This window comes from Pontibacillus salipaludis (assembly GCF_014642405.1).
Lineage (GTDB): Bacteria > Bacillota > Bacilli > Bacillales > BH030062 > Pontibacillus > Pontibacillus salipaludis.
Genome location: NZ_BMIN01000002.1, coordinates 1 through 22,613, shown reverse-complemented (window position 1 = coordinate 22,613; position 22,613 = coordinate 1). Strand labels below are relative to the sequence as shown.

Annotated in this window: 23 protein-coding genes; all 23 read left to right on the top strand. The window is 44.1% G+C overall.

Features of this window, described 5'->3' with window-relative positions; genetic code table 11:
• Window positions 1-188: 188 nt before the first annotated feature.
• The 23 genes from IEW76_RS02330 (at window position 189) to fabZ (ending at window position 22,349) form a co-directional block, all read left to right on the top strand.
• Window positions 189-2,372 (top strand): S8 family serine peptidase, encoded by a 2,184-nt coding sequence (locus IEW76_RS02330; RefSeq protein WP_308422030.1) that lies wholly within the window; start codon window positions 189-191, stop codon window positions 2,370-2,372.
• Between the two features lie 933 nt (window positions 2,373-3,305).
• A complete protein-coding gene (locus tag IEW76_RS02325; protein WP_036779991.1) occupies window positions 3,306-3,524 on the top strand; it encodes an AtpZ/AtpI family protein in 219 nt (72 codons plus the stop codon).
• A 2-nt stretch (window positions 3,525-3,526) separates the two neighbouring features.
• Window positions 3,527-3,907 (top strand): ATP synthase subunit I, encoded by a 381-nt coding sequence (locus IEW76_RS02320; RefSeq protein WP_188650548.1) that lies wholly within the window; start codon window positions 3,527-3,529, stop codon window positions 3,905-3,907.
• 23 nt (window positions 3,908-3,930) lie between these two features.
• Window positions 3,931-4,653, top strand: a complete 723-nt coding sequence (atpB, locus tag IEW76_RS02315; protein WP_188650546.1) for a F0F1 ATP synthase subunit A — start codon at window positions 3,931-3,933, stop codon at window positions 4,651-4,653.
• A 53-nt stretch (window positions 4,654-4,706) separates the two neighbouring features.
• A complete protein-coding gene (atpE, locus tag IEW76_RS02310; RefSeq protein WP_188650544.1) occupies window positions 4,707-4,919 on the top strand; it encodes a F0F1 ATP synthase subunit C in 213 nt (70 codons plus the stop codon).
• A 184-nt stretch (window positions 4,920-5,103) separates the two neighbouring features.
• Window positions 5,104-5,637, top strand: a complete 534-nt coding sequence (locus tag IEW76_RS02305; protein WP_188650542.1) for a F0F1 ATP synthase subunit B — start codon at window positions 5,104-5,106, stop codon at window positions 5,635-5,637.
• On the top strand, window positions 5,634-6,179 hold the full coding sequence (locus tag IEW76_RS02300) for a F0F1 ATP synthase subunit delta (RefSeq protein ID WP_188650540.1): 546 nt from the start codon (window positions 5,634-5,636) through the stop codon (window positions 6,177-6,179). The genes IEW76_RS02305 and IEW76_RS02300 overlap by 4 nt, the downstream gene beginning before the upstream one ends.
• 18 nt (window positions 6,180-6,197) lie before the next feature.
• Window positions 6,198-7,709: a F0F1 ATP synthase subunit alpha gene (gene atpA / locus IEW76_RS02295; RefSeq protein WP_188650538.1), complete on the top strand. Its 1,512-nt coding sequence runs from the start codon at window positions 6,198-6,200 to the stop codon at window positions 7,707-7,709.
• Between the two features lie 81 nt (window positions 7,710-7,790).
• Window positions 7,791-8,651, top strand: coding sequence for a F0F1 ATP synthase subunit gamma (locus tag IEW76_RS02290; RefSeq protein WP_188650536.1), 861 nt, complete (start codon window positions 7,791-7,793; stop codon window positions 8,649-8,651).
• A gap of 42 nt (window positions 8,652-8,693) precedes the next feature.
• On the top strand, window positions 8,694-10,109 hold the full coding sequence (gene atpD, locus IEW76_RS02285; RefSeq protein ID WP_188650534.1) for a F0F1 ATP synthase subunit beta: 1,416 nt from the start codon (window positions 8,694-8,696) through the stop codon (window positions 10,107-10,109).
• A 63-nt stretch (window positions 10,110-10,172) separates the two neighbouring features.
• Window positions 10,173-10,574, top strand: coding sequence for a F0F1 ATP synthase subunit epsilon (locus IEW76_RS02280; protein WP_188650532.1), 402 nt, complete (start codon window positions 10,173-10,175; stop codon window positions 10,572-10,574).
• 999 nt (window positions 10,575-11,573) lie between these two features.
• Window positions 11,574-11,804 carry a DUF1146 family protein gene (locus tag IEW76_RS02275; RefSeq protein ID WP_036779967.1) on the top strand — a complete coding sequence of 77 codons (231 nt, stop codon included), beginning with the start codon at window positions 11,574-11,576 and terminating at the stop codon, window positions 11,802-11,804.
• Window positions 11,805-12,076: 272 nt separating this feature from the next.
• On the top strand, window positions 12,077-12,664 hold the full coding sequence (locus IEW76_RS02270; protein ID WP_188650530.1) for a YwmB family TATA-box binding protein: 588 nt from the start codon (window positions 12,077-12,079) through the stop codon (window positions 12,662-12,664).
• A gap of 32 nt (window positions 12,665-12,696) precedes the next feature.
• Window positions 12,697-14,013, top strand: a complete 1,317-nt coding sequence (gene murA / locus IEW76_RS02265) for a UDP-N-acetylglucosamine 1-carboxyvinyltransferase (protein ID WP_188650528.1) — start codon at window positions 12,697-12,699, stop codon at window positions 14,011-14,013.
• 462 nt (window positions 14,014-14,475) lie between these two features.
• Window positions 14,476-15,501 (top strand): stage II sporulation protein D, encoded by a 1,026-nt coding sequence (gene spoIID / locus IEW76_RS02260; protein ID WP_229721096.1) that lies wholly within the window; start codon window positions 14,476-14,478, stop codon window positions 15,499-15,501.
• A gap of 112 nt (window positions 15,502-15,613) precedes the next feature.
• The gene (gene spoIIQ, locus IEW76_RS02255) at window positions 15,614-16,546 is read left to right on the top strand and encodes a stage II sporulation protein SpoIIQ (RefSeq protein ID WP_188650526.1); all 933 of its coding nucleotides are present in this window, start codon (window positions 15,614-15,616) and stop codon (window positions 16,544-16,546) included.
• 375 nt (window positions 16,547-16,921) lie between these two features.
• Window positions 16,922-17,950: an AimR family lysis-lysogeny pheromone receptor gene (locus IEW76_RS02250; protein ID WP_188650524.1), complete on the top strand. Its 1,029-nt coding sequence runs from the start codon at window positions 16,922-16,924 to the stop codon at window positions 17,948-17,950.
• Between the two features lie 445 nt (window positions 17,951-18,395).
• A complete protein-coding gene (spoIIID, locus tag IEW76_RS02245) occupies window positions 18,396-18,677 on the top strand; it encodes a sporulation transcriptional regulator SpoIIID (protein ID WP_188650521.1) in 282 nt (93 codons plus the stop codon).
• A gap of 149 nt (window positions 18,678-18,826) precedes the next feature.
• The gene (locus tag IEW76_RS02240) at window positions 18,827-19,828 is read left to right on the top strand and encodes a rod shape-determining protein (RefSeq protein ID WP_036779952.1); all 1,002 of its coding nucleotides are present in this window, start codon (window positions 18,827-18,829) and stop codon (window positions 19,826-19,828) included.
• 21 nt (window positions 19,829-19,849) lie between these two features.
• Window positions 19,850-20,680, top strand: coding sequence for a flagellar hook-basal body protein (locus IEW76_RS02235; RefSeq protein WP_188650519.1), 831 nt, complete (start codon window positions 19,850-19,852; stop codon window positions 20,678-20,680).
• A gap of 14 nt (window positions 20,681-20,694) precedes the next feature.
• A complete protein-coding gene (locus IEW76_RS02230) occupies window positions 20,695-21,522 on the top strand; it encodes a flagellar hook-basal body protein (RefSeq protein ID WP_188650517.1) in 828 nt (275 codons plus the stop codon).
• 42 nt (window positions 21,523-21,564) lie between these two features.
• Window positions 21,565-21,897: a DNA-directed RNA polymerase subunit beta gene (locus IEW76_RS02225; RefSeq protein WP_188650515.1), complete on the top strand. Its 333-nt coding sequence runs from the start codon at window positions 21,565-21,567 to the stop codon at window positions 21,895-21,897.
• 14 nt (window positions 21,898-21,911) lie between these two features.
• Window positions 21,912-22,349, top strand: coding sequence for a 3-hydroxyacyl-ACP dehydratase FabZ (gene fabZ / locus IEW76_RS02220; protein WP_036779945.1), 438 nt, complete (start codon window positions 21,912-21,914; stop codon window positions 22,347-22,349).
• The last annotated feature ends 264 nt before the right edge of the window (window positions 22,350-22,613 follow it).

Below are 22,613 nucleotides of genomic sequence, written 5' to 3'. Positions count from 1 at the left end.
AGCACAGCACTAAAGCGTGCCAGACACCCAGTGTTACTGCACAGTACTAAAGCGTGCCAGACACCCAGCACTACAGCACAGCACTAAAGCGTGCCAGGCACCCTGCAGCTCTGCACAGCACAAAAGTGTTTTTGTATGTATGAAGTGGAGGGTTCTTTCAGAAGATAGGATAAAAGGGTGGTGGAATTGTGAAGAGGGTTGTTGTGGTTTTGATGCTTGCAGGTCTATTTATGATGAATATTCCAGGCGAGATCGCGTTAGGAAAGCGTGAGCTGGAGTCGATTATTATCGAGGTCGAAGATGATGCACACAAGTGGAAAGAGTATATAGAAAAGTACCACCCTCGTGTCGAAGTCATTCAAGTGTACGATACGCTTCTTCAAGGCTTAGCTCTTAAAGGGACGGTTCGTGACTTAGAACGGGTAGAGAAGTCAGACTTCGTAGAGCAATCTTTCCCTGAGCAAACCTATCAGGTACATATCAATGAAAGTGTTCCTTTCGTTTTAGAAGACAAAGATCCATTTCGGTCCACTTCCTACACCGGTAAAGGAGTTAAGGTTGGGGTAATTGATACAGGCATTGATTACACGCATCCTGATCTGAAGAAGAATTATAAAGGCGGATATGATGTTGTTGATCTTGATGAAGATCCGATGGAAACACTAGAAACGCAAGGGGAGCCAACGCTTCATGGGTCACACGTTGCAGGTATTATTGCAGCCGATGGAAAGCTTAAAGGGATGGCTCCAGATGCCGAACTTTATGGATACCGTGCCCTTGGTCCGGGTGGCATTGGTTCTTCCGTTCAAGTTATTGCAGCGATCGAACAGGCGGTTGAAGACGGAATGGATATTATCAACCTCTCCCTGGGCAGTTCTGTGAACGGTCCAGACTGGCCTACAAGTATCGCCGTAAATCAAGCTGTAGATATGGGCGTGGCCATGGTCATTTCAAACGGCAACTCAGGTCCTGGCGAGTGGACGGTCGGTTCCCCCGCGACAGCAGTTAAGTCCATTGCAGTCGGAGCATCGACGCCTCCCATTCAAATTCCATACCTCTATGATTCTCTTTCCCGTAAAGCAATCCCCGTTGCACCAATGATGGGTTCAGTTCCATGGGATCTTAAAAAAACGTACTCGATTGCTTCGGCCGGTCTTGACATCCAAATCTCAAACAACCTTCGTGGTAAAATCGCTTTACTTGAGCGTGGAGAGATCACGTTTACTGAAAAAGCTATGATGGCTCAAAAAGCCGGAGCCGTAGCAGCCCTCATCTACAATAATGAAGATGGGAAACTACAAGGGGCAATCGAAGGAGAAGTGACCATCCCTGTCGCTTCTCTAACGAAACAACAAGGCAAATGGCTCAAGAAAAAAATTGCGGATACAAATAACTGGCTCGATACGAAGTACCAGACGCATGAAGATACAATTGCAAGCTTTAGTTCAAAAGGACCTGTAACATGGAATTGGGACATTAAGCCCGATATCGTCGCACCGGGAGTTGCCATTTCTAGCACCGTGCCAGGAGGTTATAAAGACCTGCAGGGCACAAGTATGGCAGCTCCGCATGTCGCTGGGGCGCTAGCTTTACTGAAAGAGGCGCACCCTGATTGGGGCCCTGAAAAACTAAAAGCAGCCCTCCTTTCAACCGCTACGGTTCTAAAAGAAGAGAACGGTGAGAACGTTCAACCCATTTCACAAGGAATGGGGCGCATTGAACCACTTGAAGCGATCAAGCCTTCATCCATTCTTTATAATGGTCGTTTAGCCTTTGGTCGAATACTCGACGACACTGAAACGCGGGAAACCACAATTACAGTGGAAAATGCAAGTGACGAAACACAAGATTACCGATTCACGATCCCGAAACAAGAACAAGGAGTCCGTTTCCAACTGCCCATGAGTTTTGCACTTCAACCAGGCGAAAAGAAAACCGTCCCTATTTCATTATCGATCCACCAGCGGAATTTACAACTGGATGAATCATTTGTTCAAGGATGGCTTGAGTTAAAAGATAATCACAAAACCTATCAACTACCTTACTTAGCCCTAACTAAAAAAGCAGAATTTCCACGCGCCATGGGACTGGAATTCACACTTAAGCCGTTCTCAGACGAAGAATATCAGTACAAACTCTATCTCCCATTAGCAGCTGACGTCCTAGAAGTGGACTTATATGATCCAGAAACGCTTCGCTATATTAGACCGCTATTTATGAACGAAGATGTCGAACGAGGCGTAGTAGAAGGAACGCTTACTGAAAAAGAAGTCGGGCAAGACGGAACCTACCTAGCCGTTGTAACAGTTAAAAAAGACGGAGTAACACAGTCATTCGATACACCAATAACAATTGGTCAAACCTTTCCTTAATAAGAGGGGAGGGGACTCTTTTGTTCACTTAAGGGCCGGATCGTGATTGGGACCGCCCAAATCCATCTCCGCACGGCCAGAAAGCTCGGCGCGACGGCCTAAATCCAAGCGAGCACGGCTAGAAAGCCTGTTGGGACGGATCAAATTCATGCGAGCACGGCCAGAAAGCCTGCTGCGACGGCTCAAATCCATCTCCGCACGGCCAGAAAGCCTGCTGGGACGGCTCAAATCCATACGATTACGGCCAGAAAACTCGCCGCGACGGCCTGAATCCATGCGAGCACGGCCAGAAAATCTGCTAAGACGGCTCAAATCCATGCGAGCACGGCCAGAAAACTCGCCGCGACGGCTCAAATCCATACGATCACGGCCAGAAAACTCGCCGCCACGGCCCAAATCCATCTCCGCACGGCCAGAAAGCCCGAACGCACGGCCCAAACTCAACCCAGCATGACCAGAAAGCGCACGACAACGATCCGAAGTCCAGTCACTCACCACCAAAAGAACGAAGAAAACTCCAAAACAAAATTCGTCTAATTCCGACGTGTTTTACCATATAATATAGACCCCATAAAAAAGAGGCTGTTCCAAAAGTTTTAGTAGTAACTTTTGGAACAGCCTCTATTAAAAAAATTCACAAAAACGTCACAAAGTAACCAGTATCGAAATAGAAGAGTGAGTAAGCGTTTCATAACCAAAAAATACTTTTGATTTCCGCAAGGGATTTGTGTACAATACGGGTGCACTTGTGAAATAATGAATTTGTGATATTAAGAATGTGTTCTCACATATTTTTACAGCGATGACTTTTCTTCACAAACGGATTGACAATAGAAAACCCCTATTGTATGCTAATTTAAGCGGAATGATAAGGTTTTCATAAATCGACAAAATTTTTAAGATATCTATGAAAACTAGGTGGGAGCTGTTTTCATGGCCTCGAACGATAATCCATTTAAAGCAATGGCATTAACGAGTGGGATCTTATCCCAACTATCCGGATGCACATTAGTAGGAATTTTTTTTGGACGTTGGCTTGATAACCAGTTTACCACATCACCACTCTTTTTAATCCTAGGTCTTTTCACCGGACTAGCCGCAGGTACATATGGCACGATCTATTTAGTGCGAAAATACACGGGAGAAGATTAAACATGCCACAACAATTCCAACAGATGATTACCCGCCAAAGAAAATGGATGTTATACCTTCTCGCATTGATTGTACTCGGTGCTGGGTTTACGGACTACCAGGTCATTTTTTTGAGCTTGCTCCTTGGAGCTGTTATTAGTTTTTTTAACCTCTGGCTAATGCAGCGTAAGATTAATCATATGGGACAAGCTGCTTCAGAGAACCGAACTAGTCGGGCTTTAGGAACCTTTTCAAGGTTTGCTGCTGCAGGTCTAGCCATTCTAATCGCACTTCAATATTCACAACATTTCCACTTAATTGCAGTCGTTATTGGATTAATGACAACGTACGTTGTTATTATGATAGAATTTTTAATCTCTAGATTTAGAGATACACAAGATTAGCCCAAGGAAGAGAGGTGAAGAATTTGGATCACAAACAACCTATGGTTACGGATGTACTTGGCATATCCTGGCTGGATTTCAATATGTCCAACGTGCTAATGATTATTGTCAGCGCTGTTATCGTTTTCATTTTGGCTGTGTCAGCAACGTCCAGCTTAAAACGAAAGCCAACAGGGATGCAGAACTTTATGGAATGGGTTATTGATTTCGTGAAGGGGATCATTGGAAGCAACATGGACTGGAAGACAGGGAAGCAATTTTTGCCTTTGGGATTAACTTTGCTACTGTTCATCTTTGTTTCAAACATGCTTGGAGTTATCACAATGATTAGTGTTGATCACACGATTTATTGGAAATCTCCAACCGCGGATCCTGGATTAGCACTTACACTCGCAACAATGGTAGTTGTTCTTACACACTACTACGGGATCAAGATCAAAGGGGTAAAAGAGTACGGGAAAGACTTTCTCCGTCCAATGCCTTTCTTGGCACCACTTAAGATTATTGAGGAGTTTGCTAACACCTTAACACTTGGACTCCGTTTATTTGGTAACATTTACGCTGGTGAAATTCTTTTAGGTTTACTGGCAGGATTGATGACCTCTGGTATAGGAGGATTCTTTGGCGGACTGATTCCGATGATTGCTTGGCAAGGATTCAGTGTGTTCGTCGGCGCAATTCAGGCCTTTATCTTTGTTATGTTAACAATGGTTTATATGTCTCACAAAGTGAGTCACGACCATTAATTTATAAAATTTAAGTAATGCATTATCTAATATCTTAGAGGAGGAATTTTCAAATGGGAGCTTTAGCAGCTGCAATCGCAGTAGGTCTAGCAGCACTTGGTGCTGGTATTGGTAACGGATTAATCGTAAGTCGTACGGTAGAGGGGATCGCTCGTCAACCAGAACTACGTAGTGCCCTTCAAACAACAATGTTCATCGGTGTTGCACTAGTAGAGGCGATTCCAATCATCGGCGTTGTTATCGCATTTATCGTAATGGGAAGCTAATAGATTTTGAATCAAATGGCGGAGTACGACCAGTATTGTCTTCGCCATTCCTTATACCTTTAAAGAATTGAATAGAATAAAAGATACATAGAAAAACTCCGACTTTTCACCCTTATGGGGAGTAAAAAGCCGAGTTTTTCTAATGTAATGCCTGTTACAGATAAGTGTGAAAGGAGTGAATGGTGTGCAGTCATTAACTGGATTTTTAGTTCTAGGCGCTGAGGCAGAAGCTACCGGCGTTGCATGGGGAGATATGGCCACGCTTCTTTTCACGTTCATTATCCTTTTAGTCCTTCTTCGCATATTTGCTTGGGGACCACTAATGAACGTTATGAAAGAACGCCAAGATCACATTTCCAATGAAATTGATACGGCTGAAAAGAACCGCCAAGATGCTGAGCGTATGTCGAATGAAGCTCAAGAAGAGCTTAAGAAGACGCGTCAAGAAGCACATCAAATTATCGAAGATGCTAAGAAAACTGCTAAAGAGCAGGAACAAGATATTATTACAGCTGCCCGCACTGAGGGTGAGCGTATTAAAGAATCAGCTCGTCAAGAAATTGAGACTGAGAAAGAAAAAGCGATTCAAGCCCTTCAAGATCAAGTGGCTACCTTGTCCGTACGCATTGCAAGTAAGGTAATTGAAAAAGAATTATCTGAACAAGACCAAGAGAAACTAATCAATGAGTACATTAAAGAAGTAGGAGAAGAGCGATGAGTAACGAAGTAGTGGCAAAACGCTATGCAATGGCTCTTTTTCAACTCGGACAAGAAAAATCGAAACTAGAAACATTTGAAGAAGAACTTCGTACCATTCGTGAAGTTTTTCGTAACAATAAGCAACTAAATTCTTTCCTGAAGCATCCGCGTATTAAGAAGGATAAGAAGAAACAGCTTCTTAGCGAAGTGTTTCAAGGGTACTCCGAAGAAGTGACGAACACGCTTGAGATGTCAATCGATCGTCACCGTGAGGACATGATTCCGGCTATGGTTGATGCGTTTATTGAGCGAACCAACGAAGCGCGCGGGATTGCAGAAGCGGAAGTCTATTCAGTTCGAGCGTTAGGTCCAGATGAAGAGAAAATGGTTCAAGATGTTTTCTCTAAGAAACTGAACAAGCAGTCTCTACGCATCCACAACGTGATCGATCCATCCTTACTTGGTGGCATTAAGCTACGTATCGGGAATCGGATCTATGACGGCAGTGTGAGTGGCAAGTTAGAGCGAATCGAGCGGAAATTGGTTTCTGCAAACAAATGATGATAGGGGTGAAATTGCATGAGCATCAAAGCTGAAGAGATCAGTGCGCTGATTAAGCAGCAAATTGAAAATTATGATTCTGAAATTGAAGTCAACGATGTAGGTACAGTCATCCAGGTTGGTGACGGTATTGCTCGTGCCCATGGCCTTGATAACGTCATGTCTGGTGAGCTCGTTGAATTCGCAAACGGCGTTATGGGTATGGCCCAGAACCTTGAGGAAAACAACGTCGGTATCGTTATCCTTGGTGAATTCACAGAAATTCGTGAAGGTGACGAAGTTCGTCGTACTGGACGTATCATGCAGGTACCAGTAGGGGAGGAACTACTAGGACGTGTTGTTAACCCACTTGGACAACCTGTAGACGGAAGAGGACCAGTTGAAACAAGCAAAACTCGTCCAATCGAATCTCCAGCACCAGGTGTTATGGATCGTAAATCCGTTGACGAACCACTTCAAACAGGTATTAAAGCGATTGACGCTCTTGTACCAATCGGTCGTGGTCAGCGTGAGTTAATTATCGGAGACCGTCAAACGGGTAAAACAACGGTTGCCGTTGACTCCATTATTAACCAAAAAGATCAGGATATGATCTGTATTTATGTAGCGATTGGTCAGAAGGAATCAACAGTACGTGGTACGGTTGAAACACTTCGCAAGCACGGAGCGCTAGATTACACAATCGTTGTAACAGCAAGTGCTTCACAGCCAGCTCCACTTCTTTACCTTGCTCCATATGCGGGTGTATCTATGGGTGAAGAATTCATGTACAACGGTAAGAACGTTCTTGTTGTATATGATGACCTTTCTAAACAAGCGGCTGCATACCGTGAACTTTCCTTGCTACTTCGTCGTCCTCCAGGCCGTGAAGCATTCCCTGGTGACGTATTCTACCTTCACTCTCGTTTACTTGAGCGTGCAGCGAAGCTTAGTGATGCAAAAGGTGGCGGTTCATTAACAGCCCTTCCATTTATCGAAACACAAGCAGGCGATATCTCAGCTTATATCCCTACAAACGTAATTTCCATCACAGATGGACAGATCTTCTTACAATCTGACTTGTTCTTCTCAGGTGTACGCCCAGCGATCAACGCTGGTCAGTCCGTATCCCGAGTTGGTGGTTCTGCCCAGATTAAAGCGATGAAGAAAGTTGCAGGTACCCTTCGTCTGGATCTTGCATCCTTCCGTGAGCTTGAAGCATTCGCCCAGTTCGGTTCTGACCTTGATAAAGCAACACAAGCGAAACTGAACCGTGGTGAGCGTACGGTAGAAGTACTGAAGCAGGGTCTTCATAAACCACTTGTTGTTGAGAAGCAGGTTGCGATTATTTACGCACTTGTTAATGGTTATCTTGATGATATTCCAGTTGACAACATCCAGCGTTTTGAAGATGAACTTCAAACATGGATTGGCAAGAACAATCCAGAACTTTATGAGCATATTCGCACAACAGGAAAACTTCCTGAAAAAGAAGACTTCAACAGCGCGATCGAAGGCTTTAAAAAGACATTCGTCGTATCTGAACAATAATTTAACCGGTTTTCAAAGTGGCCTAATGGGCTACTTTGAAGATCAGATAAGCAACCTTTGAAGAAAGGGTGGTGAAACAGCGTGGCATCCCTTAGAGATATAAAGAATCGGATCAGTTCTACGAAGAAAACGAAGCAGATCACAAAAGCGATGGAGATGGTTTCAGCTTCTAAATTGAATCGGGCTGAGCAAAACGCAAAGTCGTTCAATCCTTACATGGATAAGATTCAAGAAGTTGTGGCTTCTATTGCAAATGGTGGTGGTGATGTGAGTCACCCGATGTTAAACACACGCCCTGTTAAGAAGACAGGTTACCTTGTGATTACATCAGACCGTGGTCTTGCAGGAGCTTACAACAGTAGCGTGCTTCGTAAGGTGTATCAAAAGATTCAAGATACACATAGCTCAAAGGATGAATATACAGTCATTCCAATGGGACGTGTAGGTCGTGATTTCTTCTCAAAACGCAATATGCCAGTTGAGCGTGAGATTACAGGAGTGGCGGACCAGCCAGCTTTTGCTGACATTAAAGATGTTGCAAGCGAAGCAGTCCAACTTTATACCGACGGCGTTATTGATGAACTGTATATTTACTACAACCATTATGTAAGTGCAATTACGCAGGAAGTAACGGAAACGAAACTACTTCCATTAACAGATATCTCAACAGAAGGTAAGAAGCTAAGCTCATATGAGTATGAGCCAGACCAGGATCAAATCTTGAAGTCACTTCTTCCTCAATACGCTGAAAGTTTAATCTTCGGAGCCTTGTTAGACGGTAAAGCCAGTGAACATGCTGCTCGTATGACAGCCATGAAAGCTGCAACAGATAATGCGGACGATCTTATCGGAGATCTTACGTTATCCTACAACCGTGCACGTCAGGCATCCATCACCCAGGAAATCACCGAAATTGTCGGTGGAGCTGCAGCCTTAGAGTAGGCGAGCCCTGGATGAACGTGAAAGTAAGTTAGGAGGGAAATCATGAGTAAAGGACGCATTACACAGGTAATGGGACCCGTTGTAGACGTTCAGTTCGAAGATGGCCATTTGCCTGAGATCTATAACGCCTTAACGGTCCATCACGAAGCAAAAGATGAATCCGAAAGTAGCGTAGACCTTACGCTAGAAGTAGCACTTCACCTTGGAGATAATGCGGTTCGTACAGTAGCGATGGCTTCTACAGAAGGTCTGACTCGTGGACTAGGAGTCGTTGATACAGGTGCGCCAATCTCCGTTCCAGTAGGTGACGTTACACTTGGACGTGTCTTTAACGTATTAGGTGACAAAATTGATTTAGACGAACCACTTCAAGAAGGTATTCGTCGTGACCCAATTCACCGTGAAGCACCAACATTTGAACAACTATCTACAGAGACAGAAATTCTTGAAACAGGAATTAAAGTTGTAGACTTACTAGCTCCTTACATCAAGGGTGGTAAGATCGGTCTATTCGGTGGTGCCGGTGTAGGTAAAACCGTATTAATTCAGGAGTTAATCAACAACATCGCACAGGAGCACGGTGGTATTTCCGTATTCGCAGGTGTTGGAGAGCGTACTCGTGAAGGTAACGACCTTTACTACGAAATGACAGATTCAGGAGTTATCAAGAAGACAGCCATGGTATTCGGTCAGATGAACGAACCACCTGGTGCACGTATGCGTGTTGCGCTTTCTGGTCTTACAATGGCGGAGTACTTCCGTGATGAGCAAGGTCAGGACGTACTATTCTTCATCGATAACATCTTCCGCTTTACACAAGGTGGTCTTGAGGTATCCGCCCTACTTGGTCGTATGCCATCAGCCGTAGGTTACCAGCCAACTCTAGCAACAGAGATGGGTCAACTTCAGGAACGTATCACATCAACTGAAAAAGGTTCCGTAACCTCTATTCAGGCGATCTACGTACCTGCCGATGACTACACGGACCCGGCACCAGCCACTACGTTCGCACACTTAGATGCGACAACAAACCTTGAGCGTAAGCTTTCTGAGCAAGGTATCTACCCAGCCGTAGACCCACTTGCTTCCACATCTCGTGCCCTTGACCCAGCTGTTGTTGGAGAAGAGCATTATGAAGTAGCACGCCAAGTACAAAGTACATTACAGCGTTACAAAGAGCTTCAGGATATTATCGCAATCCTTGGTATGGACGAATTATCTGATGAAGATAAGATGACTGTATCCCGCGCGCGTCGTATCCAGTTCTTCTTGTCTCAGAACTTCCACGTTGCTGAGCAGTTCACAGGTCAGAAAGGTTCTTACGTGCCAGTTGCTGAAACTGTTAAAGGATTCAAAGAAATCCTAGAAGGTAAGTACGACGACCTTCCAGAGGACGCATTCCGCCTAGTTGGACGCATTGAAGATGTAGTTGAAAAAGCAAAATCAATGGAACAATAATAAAAAAGCGGCATTTTGTTACGAACAAATGCCGCTTCATTCCAGCCCAAAGGGGGGGTAATCTTGAACACACTAACTGTGAGTGTTGTCACTCCTGATGGCCCGGTTTTAGAAGACTCATTTGAGATGGTAAGTTGTAAGGCGGAAAGTGGCGAGTTAGGGATTATGCCAGGGCACATACCACTAGTTGCACCATTAGCAATCAGTGCAGTACGCCTAAAAGGTAGCAAATCCACTGAGATGATTGCCGTAAGCGGAGGTTTTGTAGAGGTTCGCCCTGATAAGGTAACAATCCTTGCCCAATCAGCGGAAACTCCAACAGACATCGACGTAGAACGTGCTCGCAAAGCGAAAGAACGTGCTGAACGCCGTAAAAACTCCAAACAAGATGACGTCGATCTAGTCCGAGCCGAGTTAGCACTAAAACGTGCCCTCAACCGATTAGATCTATTAGAAAAGTCTTAAGCTGACAAGATGTTAGCTTAAGACTTTTTTTCTTGTCCTCCTTTTTCCACAAACTGAGGCAACATAGGTAGGGTCCGTTACCAGGTAGGTGCTTGGGCTTGCTGTGGGACAACTCGCTTTCCTGCGGGGAGCTGGTAAGCCTCCTCCTTCGCTGGCGCTCAGTCCGGGGTCTTACCTAGGCTCCTCACCCCGCGGGAGTCTCGTCGTCCCACAGCAAGCCCTGACGTTAATAAGGTGAACGGACCGCGTATTATAAGTGCTCTGAAGCCCACCATACATGGCACATTTCCTTCTCTCTATTTGGCAAAGGTGATTCAATATAATCACCGGCATTCCACAGCACCAAACCACTTGGGGGCGTTCGAGTTTGTGTATTGAAGTGAGGGTCTTAGTCTACCTTCGGCTTTATTAGCGAGGCTTTAACTACTGCAGCAAGCTGGTAATTTCCTGAACCACCTTTACCATTTAGGGAGTTGACGGAAACAAGAGAGATATATGGAACCTTTACTGGCCTTTAGCGGCGGGGCCGTGTGTACATTATAGCAATGGGTGTATGGGGAACGGGGAGACTCCTGCGGGAGAAAGAGGTCGACGAGACCCCGGACTGAACGTAGTAAGGAGGAGGTTCGAAAAAGAAAGAGGAAGTTCGACTAAAACCATCACGTCAATAGCCAACGTCGAACGACCCCACGTCGTGTGGGGCCGCCCGCGGAAAGCGAGTCGTTCCCCATACACCCCAAGCACTTTACAAACGTATAGGCCCCATCCATACAAAAATGTCTCAGTTATTCCAAGTAATAAGTACCAAAAACTTCAAAATCTTAACATGACATCCGATATTAGTGAAGGGGAATTAACTTTTCTCGAGCCTAATAGGTTTAGAGGGCTTCGGAAAAAGGAATGGTATACCTAGTCGCGCCCCTAGATTGACATTTATCAATGCGAATGTCACAGTTTAAATGACAAAGCATTGAATGGTCTTGAAAGGTGTGACAACAGATGGATTTAGTAGGGTATCAATCGCTTACGAACATGATTTCCCATATTGTTTTTATTTTGATTACGTGGCGTCTATTACAAGCAATCAACTTAGATGGCATAATCAAGAAGGGACGGATATTCGAAGCGCGAGTGCTGCTTATGTTCCTTACGATTACGATTGGAACAGCTGTAAGTAACTTCTTCTTAGATTACTTGCAATGGTCTCAGAATTTAAAGTTTTTATTATAAGAAGAACTGCCGCTTGAGGCAGTTTTTCTCTCGAGAACTGTCGAAGGGTTTCAAGTATGTTTGGGCCCTCTCCTGTTGATACTGGAAATATGATTTTTTTCAGAAGGGGAGAGGTTGTAATGTTAAACAAAACGAAACCATTTTTTATTGTCATTTTATTGGCAGTTACACTGAACTCATACGTTTCTCAAATAAGTGCTGGCGGGAGACCCCAGTCGCCATTGCAACCACTCCATGATATATCCACCTTTCTCTCTGAAGAGGGGCTTTCAATGACACATTGGGAAATTGTCATGAAGGAAAAAGTTCAGGAGAAACACCTTCCTACCCTTATGAAACAGCTAAAAGAAACGCAATCAAATTTCACCATTTCAAAAGAAGAAACGGAAGCTGCAAGTAAAATAGTCGCAAAGAACCATCAAAAAACAATGCTTGAATCCGAACAGTTTATAGTGATTGTGTCTAAAGAGGCAGCCCCGTATGCGGAGATCATTTATAAAATGACTGGCCAAACATGGGACGAAGAAACAGCTAAGTTCGTTACACGTCGACTTAATCAGACTAAAACTGCCTATTTTCAAGAAAATACCACAATTTTTACTTGTGTGAAAGCGGATAAAAATGATAAAATGAATGGTGTTTTACTGCTTGAAAAATTTAGTACAAGACTAGAAATCGAAAAACTACAAACAATAACAGAACCAGGTTTTATTTCAGTAACCGGATTTACAAATGAATGGAATCAGGCGCTTCCTTACTCGGACAATGGGGCGATGAATGTTCAGTATGCCCTTCGGCAAGGAATGGGCGCAAAGACAACCCTCATATTTGGAACGCCGATAATAACGAGTGAATATTAATATAGAGAAAATGGACGCGGAGGGGAATGACCTTGGAAAAAATCATCGTCCGCGGTGGCAGCAAGTTAACAGGCACTGTAAAAGTTGAAGGTGCAAAGAATGCTGTTCTGCCTGTCATCGCAGCAGGTTTAATCGCTAGTGAAGGAAAAAGTATCTTAAAAGACGTACCCGCTCTTGCTGATGTTCATACAATTAGTGAAGTTTTACGATATATGAATGCCGACGTAAATGTAGAAAACAACACTGTTACAATTGATGCATCAAAAGAGCTGACAACAGAAGCACCGTTTGAGTATGTTCGCAAGATGAGAGCTTCTGTCCTTGTATTAGGCCCATTATTAGCACGTTATGGGCATGCAAAAGTAGCACTACCAGGAGGGTGTGCAATTGGTTCTCGACCAATTGATCAACACCTAAAAGGGTTCGAAGCTATGGGAGCAAAAGTAAATGTCGGAAACGGCTTCATTGAAGCTTATACCGAAGGCCGTCTACAAGGCGCCCGTATTTACTTTGACGTTCCTAGTGTTGGTGCAACAGAGAACGTGATGATGGCCGCTGCTTTAGCAGAAGGCAAAACCGTTCTTGAAAACTGCGCCAAAGAGCCAGAAATCGTTGACTTAGCGAACTACCTGAATAAAATGGGAGCAAAAGTCATCGGTGCAGGTACAGAAACGATCCGCATCACAGGTGTTGAGAAACTTGTAGGCGCGGAGCACAACATTATTCCTGACCGTATTGAAGCAGGAACATTTATGGTTGCTGCTGCGATTACGAAAGGAAACGTACTCGTAAAAGGTGCTGAACAAGAGCATCTAAGGTCCCTTGTGGCCAAAATGGAAGAAATGGGTGTCATTATCGAAGAGGAAGACGAAGGTCTGCGTGTTATTGGACCTGAAAAGCTAAAAGCCGTTGACCTTAAGACAATGCCGCATCCAGGCTTCCCAACAGATATGCAGTCACAAATGATGGCCCTTATGCTGCAAGCAGAAGGCACAAGTGTCATTACAGAGACAGTCTTCGAGAACCGTTTCATGCACGTAGAGGAATTCCGTCGTATGAACGCGAACCTGAAGATTGAAGGCCGTTCTGTTATTGTAGAAGGTCCTTCATCCTTACAAGGTGCAGAAGTATCTGCTACAGATCTTCGCGCAGCCGCTGCTCTTATCGTAGCTGGTTTAGTAGCGGACGGTCACACACGCGTCACCGACTTGAAGCACTTAGACCGCGGCTATGTCGACTTTGAAGGCAAATTAGCAGCACTTGGTGCAGATGTTGAACGCATTGATGACGAAATTGATGTAGAAGAAGACCATCCAGAAACTGACGTTAAATCATCCTTATCTTCTTAATTAGATATCAAATAGCTAGGAGACTACCTCACAAGTTGAGGTAGTCTCTTTTTTATTATGGTAAGTAGTTTCTATGTTTTGGTGGAATCTGGCTGGACTTCGATTTTGCCGTAGCACCCCCTTATTTGTCCGTGCTCGCACACAATCCAGCCATGCGCCCCAGTAAACTGTCCGTGCTCACACACAATTCAGCCGTGCTCACACACAATTCAGCCGTGCTGCCCAATAAACTGTCCGTACTTGCACATAATTCAGCCGTGCTCGCCAATAAACTGTCCGTACCCGCACGCTATTCGGCCGTCCCTCTCAATAATCTTTCCATGACACCTTCATCACTCCACCATATTCAGCCATAGCTCTAGTCAACACATAAACTTGTAGCTTTTTTTATAGGTGTTGTTCTACTAAAGGCAAAATCTGTATAGATTAGATAGTAGAGTAACTAGAAAAGGGGGCTTCTTAATGAAGATGTGGAAGGGGCCGAGTTTTATATTCATAAGTGGATTAATTCTTATGATCCTCGTACTCCCGACGTTAATTGTCGTACCATTTATCCAACATGAACCGATGGAAGTAGCCACAGACCAAACGGCGTCGACTGAAGCAACAGATGAGTACAATCTGGAGGGGAACCCGGCTTTCGTCGTATCAGTCCTTCGCGATCAAGCCAATCAAGTTGAAGAGGTACCGCTCGAGCTGTATGTTTCGCGTGTAGTAGCCTCTGAAATGCCAGCAGACTTTGAACTTGAAGCATTGAAGGCACAAGCCCTGGCGGCACGAACCTATATTGTACGATACCTTGTAGAAGGCGGAGAGGAGCTACAGGGCGGTGCGGACGTCACAGACACCGTGCAGCATCAGGTCTATAAGAATGATGCAGAACTGCGCCAAGTATGGGGAGGAGACTACGAATGGAAGATGTCTAAGATTCGTCAAGCAGTAGGAGAAACAATGGGTGAGATCTTAACATTTGAAGGAGATCCGATCTTTGCTGCATTCTTCTCTACCTCTAACGGGCAAACGGAAAACTCTGAAGATTACTGGCAAAATGAAATCCCTTATTTACGGAGTGTCGCAAGTCCGTGGGATGAAACATCGCCAAAGTATTTAGATCAGAAGGTGTTCTCAGAAGCACAGATGGAGCAACTGTTAGCCGTAACGATCGATTCTTCCCAGCCTGTTTTAGCAAATGTTGAGAAAACAGAGAGTAATCGTATTTCAAAAGCAACGATTGGTGACAAAACTCTTACAGGCAGAGAGATCAGGGAATCATTAGATCTTCAATCCTCTGATTTCACTGTTGAACATAAAGATGGTCACTTCGTTTTTACGACGAAAGGCTATGGCCATGGTGTAGGCATGAGTCAATTCGGAGCGAACGGTATGGCGCAAGAGGGTAAGTCCTATAAAGAGATAGTAACCCACTTTTACAAAGGCGTAGCCATAGAAGAAGTGGATTCTTATTTGCCTAAAATGGCAGCGAAATAAAAAAAGCGTATAAGATCTTCAGTTTGTCGAAAAATAAGTTTAAAAAATTTTTTATAAAAAATGTATAGTTCTTCCTCTTTCTGATCAGAATGATTCCTGAGGTGATGATGAAATGAGAGAGGAAGAAAACAAAAACGTTTCAAAAAACAATTGGAAGCGTGTTTTCCGCAAAAAATGGTTTTTCCCAAGTGTTTATCTAGTTGCTGCAGCTTTGATTTTGACAGGAGTACTTGTTTTCCAAAGTATGAACACAGGTGTTGATAACGTACAACCTGAAGAAGGCCAACAAGAAGGTGGCATTGAGTACTCTTACGAGGATGACAATTCCGTACCGGTTATGGACCTGAAAGAGAACTTAAATATGCCAGTTCTAAACCAGGACCAAGCTGTCATCAAAACAAAGTTCTACGATCATGACAGCAGCAGCGAAGAGAAAGAACAGGCCATCATTCAATTCAACAACAAATTTTACCAAAGTAACGGAATTGACATTGCAAGAGAAGATGGCGAATCTTTTGATGTAGTAGCTTCTGCAACTGGAACTGTAACGGAAGTAAAAGAAGATGCGCTATATGGCAAATACATCGAAATCACTCACGAAGACGACATTAAAACGCGTTACATGAGTCTTGGTGATGTGCTTGTAGAAGTAGGCGCTAAAGTTAATCAAGACGATGTTATTGGAACATCTGGACGTAGTCTAGCAGGTCAGGCAAGTGGCCTACACGTACACTTTGAAGTACGCAACGGCGACCAAGCTCTTAACCCAGAAGATTACTTCTTCCAACCACTAAGCAAACTTAAAGATAGCAACCAAACGGATGCTGATGCTGAAGCGGATCAAGAAGAAGGTGCTGAGGTAGAAGGCGAAGGCCAAGACCAAGGTGAGGACCAAGAGCAAGTTGAAGAGCCAGGTCAAACTGAAGACGGTACTGAAGGTGAAGAGGATGGAGAGTCCACTGACACTGACGAAGACAAACAACCTGAAACAGAACAACCAAACCAAGACGACGAAGAATCCTCAATTTCTATGACAAACGCATAAAGAACACAAAAAACCACCATTACATGGTGGTTTTTTTGCATTACAGCACTAAAGGGTGCCAGGCACGCGCTGATACGGCAGAGCACTAAAGGGTGCCAGACACGCGCTGATACAGCAGAGCACTAAAGGGTGCCAGACACGCACTGATACAGCAGAGCGCTAAAGGGTGCCAGACACGCACTGATACAGTAGAGCGCTAAAGGGTGTCAGGCACGCACTATTACTGCAGAGCAGTAAAGAGGCGTTTGAAATGGAGGTTTTGTCGATTTAGTTCTTGTTTTGTAGAAAGGGTATAAATTAATTAGAAAATTTGGTAATTTTAGTTTGACCTTGTTTGTGGGTGTCGCAAATTGTTCAGAATGGAGGGGTATATCAGTGACTGCTAAAGCGATTATAAATGATCTGTCTTCAAAAAATATTTCCTTACATATGTTAAAGAATACGTTGTATAGGATTCATGGTAGAGATTCTGCACTACATATCCTTAAAGAAATTTGTTTGGAAAGGAAAACTCCCGAAACGCGTCAACACGGGATGGAGTTTTTATTCGTTAACGACTTGTTTACTGAGCTGAAGTGGTTAATCCACGAAAACAAGCATTCTACGGATATCATGGATCGATCATGGGGGCAGTTGTATGATGTTTACCTTAATTATAAACTACAGAAAATAAACGTTTCCGAAGCCTTCGAGCATTTAAACTCAATCGTATTGGTAACAGGTGAACAAGAGTGTTATGTAGATTTAATTCAATCGATTCTTTACTTTGATTCTCACCGTTTTAGTATGTTTGCTGTATACATAGATCGTTTTAAAGACAAATTGAGTGAATTAGAGCCCTCCCTTTTGAAAGACTATCTGGATTTACGTCATAAATATCTGTTATTTCGTTATCACTGGAGAAACAACGAGTTAATCATTGCCCGTAAATATGCCTTTAAACTTCTTCAAGAAGACCTTTCACCAGAGAGAATAGGAAAGATTCATTCATCCCTTTCCCTTACCTACCTCTTTGAAGGGTATGACGCCGCGTTTTATCATATTGCGGAAGCGCAAGCGGTTGCGGAACACTATAATATACATGCACTCAAATTTGCATTAGAGAATCATAATATTCCATTCATATCAGCCGTAAACGGAAGAGTGGAAGGGATCTCTACACTAGACTCTTCAGAAATAGCTCATCTGGCCATAGCTCGAGGGGAGAAGGATAAAGCGATCAGTATTTTAGAACGTATTCAAGAGCCTACTCCTTTTCAGCTCTATTACCTTGGCCTTGCAAAAGAGGACAAGTCTATATTGTTAGATTCCTATTTTAGATTTGTCAATGAACTGAGTCATTACTTCTTCGCCAGACTCCCACTTCGAGCCATGAGTAATCTCGATATGGAGATCGTACAATAGCCAAACTACGAAACCGAACATCGGCACTTCCACAGCCGATGTTCGGTTTCGTTTTGTCTTTAACACGTTAACAAACAGCAGCGTGCCAGGCACGCATCATTGCATTAGCGTGCGAAAGCGTGCCAGACACCCGTCACTGCATTACCGCACTAAAGGGTGTCAGACACGCTTTTTTGCTTTAAAGGGGTGGTTTTGGGTGATTTGTGAAAGAAATGTGGCTAAAGTCCTTGTCCGTTGTGATGTTTTAAGCATAAAGGGTTTTTGTGAAACATATTCTGTTACAAACCGAGTTATAGAAAGGTTTGGGGTGAGAGTCTTTAGAGGTTTATCTTAACGCACATAGAAGAGCCTACATCTTAGAAGCTGCATACTAAACATATACTTATAACCTAGTGCCTTGTCTCATTTCACACCTTTGACATCCAATCATCAGGAGGCGAGTGGTGTGCACGATTACATCAAAGAGCGAACAATCAAGATTGGGAAATATATCGTGGAGACGAAGAAAACCGTCCGAGTCATTGCGAAGGAATTTGGAGTGTCAAAGAGTACTGTACACAAAGATTTGACGGAGCGGTTGCCGGAGATTAATCCTGAATTAGCTAGCGAGGTAAAGGGGATTTTGGATTATCATAAAGCAATTCGTCACCTTCGTGGAGGGGAAGCAACAAAGAAGAAGTATAAAACGAAATCAAGTCAGGAAGAACCGGCAAATACGGCCGGATAAAAGTGTGGTCCTCCCAAAGACCTATTTCTTTTGGTATGGAAACTTTTTTCTCTAATTATGACTAAAAATGTGGAAATTTGTGATAAAATATATCATTAGAAGAAATCTGTTTTCGGAAGTATCAGAAGAGCAGGGAGGATCAATATCTCATGTTTGCAAGAGATATCGGAATAGACTTGGGTACGGCGAACGTACTCATACACGTAAAAGGTAAAGGTATCGTACTTAATGAACCATCCGTTGTAGCGATGGATCGCAACAGTGGCAGAGTGTTAGAAGTGGGGGATGAAGCCCGTCGTATGGTGGGACGTACTCCTGGGAATATAGAAGCAATTCGCCCGTTGAAAGATGGGGTTATTGCTGATTTTGACGTAACAGAAGCAATGCTTAAACACTTTATCAATAAGATTAACGTACGAGGGTTCTTGTCTAAGCCTCGTATGCTGATTTGCTGCCCGACGAACATAACGAAAGTTGAGCAAAAGGCTATTAAAGAAGCGGCTGAAAAGAGCGGCGGAAAGCGCGTTCTTCTTGAAGAAGAGCCGAAAGTTGCTGCAATTGGGGCCGGCATGGACATCTTCCAACCAAGCGGTAATATGGTAGTAGATATCGGCGGTGGGACCACGGATATCGCAGTTCTATCTATGGGCGACATTGTCACCGCCTCATCTATTAAAATGGCCGGAGATAAATTTGATCATGAGATTCTTCAATACATCAAGCGAAACTACAAGCTCCTTATTGGTGAGCGTACGGCAGAAGATATTAAGGTAAATATCGCAACGGTCTTCTCTGGATCTCGTAAAGAACAAATCGACATTCGTGGTCGTGATATGGTTTCTGGTCTGCCGCGCACTATTACGGTGTACTCAGAAGAAATCGAGGGAGCACTGAAAGAATCCGTTACAGTCATCGTTCAATCAGCTAAACAAGTGCTAGAACGTACTCCTCCTGAACTATCTGCGGATATTATCGATCGTGGTGTTATTCTAACAGGCGGTGGCGCTTTGCTTCACGGACTTGACCAACTGCTAGCTGAAGAACTTAAGGTTCCTGTTCTTGTGGCAGAAGAGCCAATGAACTGTGTTGCTAAAGGCACAGGGATCATGCTTGAGAACATCGATAAATTACCGAAAAACAACATTGTCTAAACCTAAAGGAGGACAAGTCTCGTGTTAAGAGGATTCTATTCAGCAGCTTCAGGCATGCTCGCTCAGCAGCGACAGCAAGAAGCGCTCTCCAATAATTTAGCCAACTCGACAACACCTGGGTACAAGGCCGATCAGTCAACGATGCGTGCTTTCCCAGAACTATTAATGCAAAAAATGGGCAGCAAAGAGATCCCCACGCAATCCGGTGGTCTCAAGCTACCTGTGAACCAGGATATCGGAAGTATGAACACTGGCGTATATGTTCAAGAAGAGATTCCGGATTTTGCTCAGGGCGATATTAGAGAAACAGGAATCCTTTCCGACATGGCGCTTGTAAACGGGAACCTCCCAGATGAGGCAGGAGGGCTTTTCTTTACCGTCCAAGGCACAGACGGCGAACAGCGCTACACTCGGAACGGGAATTTCACCGTGGATGGACAAGGCTTCCTAACCACTCAGTCTGGAAACTACGTACTCGATTCTAACGGCAACAGTATTCAAACGGGTGGCATGGATTTCAATGTTACTGAAGATGGTGTGCTACAAGCGGGTGGACAAGCTACACCACTCGGTATTACATATACGGACGACGTGAACCAAATGGTGAAAGATGGCGGCAACTTATTCCGATTTGAAGGAGAAGAGGGTCAGGCTGTTCTAAATGCACGCGCAGCAGATGGCGTTACCTTTTCGATTCAACAAAACTTCCTGGAGAGGTCCAACGTCGATACCTCTCAAACAATGGTAGAGATGATGAATTCTTACCGTCTTTTCGAAACGAATCAAAAAGTACTGAAAGCTTATGACCAAAGTATGGACAAGGCTGTTAATGAAATTGCGAGAGTTCGTTAGGGGGATCTCAAGAAATGCTAAGATCGTCAATGCAAGCGGCTGTCACGATGGGGCAACTTCAGCAGAAGCTTGATTTAATCGGAAATAACTTAGCCAATATGGAAACACCAGGTTACAAAACACGAAACTCTGAATTTGCCTCCCTTCTCTATCAACAGATCGATAACTTAGAGGATGAAGGTGAAAACCCGAATCGCTTAACACCTGATGGACTGCGCATGGGTTCAGGTGCTAAACTGGCTCATACGGATATAGATCTGTCTCAAGGTTCCATTAAAGAAACAGGCCGAGCGTTAGATGTAGCTCTGCAAGATGAGAAGCATCTATTCCAAGTTCAAGTAACTGTTAACGGCCAAACGGAGACCCGTTATACTCGTGACGGTTCATTCGCATTTTCTCCAGTAAACGATGGTGAAGTCATGCTTGTAACGTCAAATGGGAATCCTGTTCTTGGTGAAGATGGCCCCATTGTGATGGACGATACGTTTGATGACATGACGATACGAAAAGACGGTTCCATTTTCCTTACCCAAAACGGTGAGCAAAATGAAGCGGGACGTTTAGCCATTGTAAATGCAGAACGCCCACGTTTATTAGAAGCTGCCGGTCAAAATGTGTTTCGTATTCCACAAGAGGGAATAGAAGATATACCAGTAAATGAAATCGTCCAAGCAGTTGCTCCACAAGACATTAATACAAAACAAGGAGCACTTGAAACATCGAACGTAGACATGTCAAAGCAAATGACAGATATGCTTACGATGCAACGCGCTTATCAGTTTAACAGTCGTTCCATCGCCATGGGCGACCAAATGATGGGACTTGTGAACCAGTTACGTTAAACGCGTAGTAGCGCCAAACGAATGGATAAGGAGTCTGTAGGTATGCCAGAAAAGAAACAAACAGAGCCAACCAGTCGCGGTGAACGACGCGAACTACAAAAACAACAACAGAATCAAGAAACGACGAAGAGCCAAGCCTCGAAAGAGACCGATAAAGTAAAAAAACAAGACAAAGAAAAGAAGTCTAAAAAACGCTATCGTCGTCGGATCTTTCCAATCTGGTTGCGAATTATTGTCGTTCTGGTCATTAGTGCAGCTGCTTTAGTCGGTGGCGCCATGATTGGATACGGTGTAATTGGAGACGGAACTCCAACAAACGTCTTGAAACTTGAAACGTGGCAACATATTATAGATATCGTAACGAAAACTGAATAGGAGGCTTCCTATCTATGCTAGATATCGAACAAATTAAAGACATCATCCCGCACCGCTATCCTTTTCTTCTAGTCGATCAGATTACAGAACTAGAAGAAGGCAAACGCGCTGTCGGGAAAAAGAACGTAACAGCAAATGAACCCTTCTTCCAAGGTCACTTCCCAAGCTATAACGTCATGCCAGGCGTTTTGATTGTAGAAGCCCTTGCTCAGGTGGGCGCAGTGGCGATGCTGAAAAAGGAAGAAAACCAAGGTCGCCTTGCATTCTTCACAGGCATCGACAAATGTCGTTTCAAACGCCAAGTCCGCCCAGGAGACACGCTCGTTTTAGAAGTGGAAATCATCCGCGCTAAAGCAAGCATCGGCAAAGGAAAAGCCACAGCCAAAACCATCGAAGGTGAAACGGTGTGTGAAGCTGAAATCATGTTCGCCCTAGGCGACAAAGAAGACTAACCTTAAAACGCCCCAGAGTGTAAACTCTGGGGCGTTTTATTTTAGTGTGATGGGGCCGTTATCCTTGTTGAGTGGTTGGGGTGGCTGGGGAACGACTCGCTTTCCGCGGGCGAGCTGTCGAGCCTCCTCCTTCACTATGAAGTGGACCCTTGTTTTTGGTCATAATCAAAAACAGGAGGTGCGATGGTGAATACTATTACATCAGCTATGAAACAAGACATCGCGGTACGCTATTTGAGTGAAATGACGACTTATAAAGATTTA

Bases quoted from the DNA above. Each gene is read 5' to 3' on its own strand.
- IEW76_RS02275 (WP_036779967.1), top strand. From the start codon at position 11,574: ATGGATTTAGTAGGGTATCAATCGCTTACGAACATGATTTCCCATATT.
- fabZ (WP_036779945.1), top strand. From the start codon at position 21,912: ATGCTAGATATCGAACAAATTAAAGACATCATCCCGCACCGCTATCCT.
- IEW76_RS02320 (WP_188650548.1), top strand. From the start codon at position 3,527: ATGCCACAACAATTCCAACAGATGATTACCCGCCAAAGAAAATGGATG.
- atpA (WP_188650538.1), top strand. From the start codon at position 6,198: ATGAGCATCAAAGCTGAAGAGATCAGTGCGCTGATTAAGCAGCAAATT.
- IEW76_RS02325 (WP_036779991.1), top strand. From the start codon at position 3,306: ATGGCCTCGAACGATAATCCATTTAAAGCAATGGCATTAACGAGTGGG.
- atpD (WP_188650534.1), top strand. From the start codon at position 8,694: ATGAGTAAAGGACGCATTACACAGGTAATGGGACCCGTTGTAGACGTT.
- spoIID (WP_229721096.1), top strand. From the start codon at position 14,476: ATGAAGATGTGGAAGGGGCCGAGTTTTATATTCATAAGTGGATTAATT.
- IEW76_RS02240 (WP_036779952.1), top strand. From the start codon at position 18,827: ATGTTTGCAAGAGATATCGGAATAGACTTGGGTACGGCGAACGTACTC.
- spoIIQ (WP_188650526.1), top strand. From the start codon at position 15,614: ATGAGAGAGGAAGAAAACAAAAACGTTTCAAAAAACAATTGGAAGCGT.
- atpE (WP_188650544.1), top strand. From the start codon at position 4,707: ATGGGAGCTTTAGCAGCTGCAATCGCAGTAGGTCTAGCAGCACTTGGT.
- IEW76_RS02230 (WP_188650517.1), top strand. From the start codon at position 20,695: ATGCTAAGATCGTCAATGCAAGCGGCTGTCACGATGGGGCAACTTCAG.
- IEW76_RS02300 (WP_188650540.1), top strand. From the start codon at position 5,634: ATGAGTAACGAAGTAGTGGCAAAACGCTATGCAATGGCTCTTTTTCAA.
- IEW76_RS02225 (WP_188650515.1), top strand. From the start codon at position 21,565: ATGCCAGAAAAGAAACAAACAGAGCCAACCAGTCGCGGTGAACGACGC.
- IEW76_RS02270 (WP_188650530.1), top strand. From the start codon at position 12,077: ATGACACATTGGGAAATTGTCATGAAGGAAAAAGTTCAGGAGAAACAC.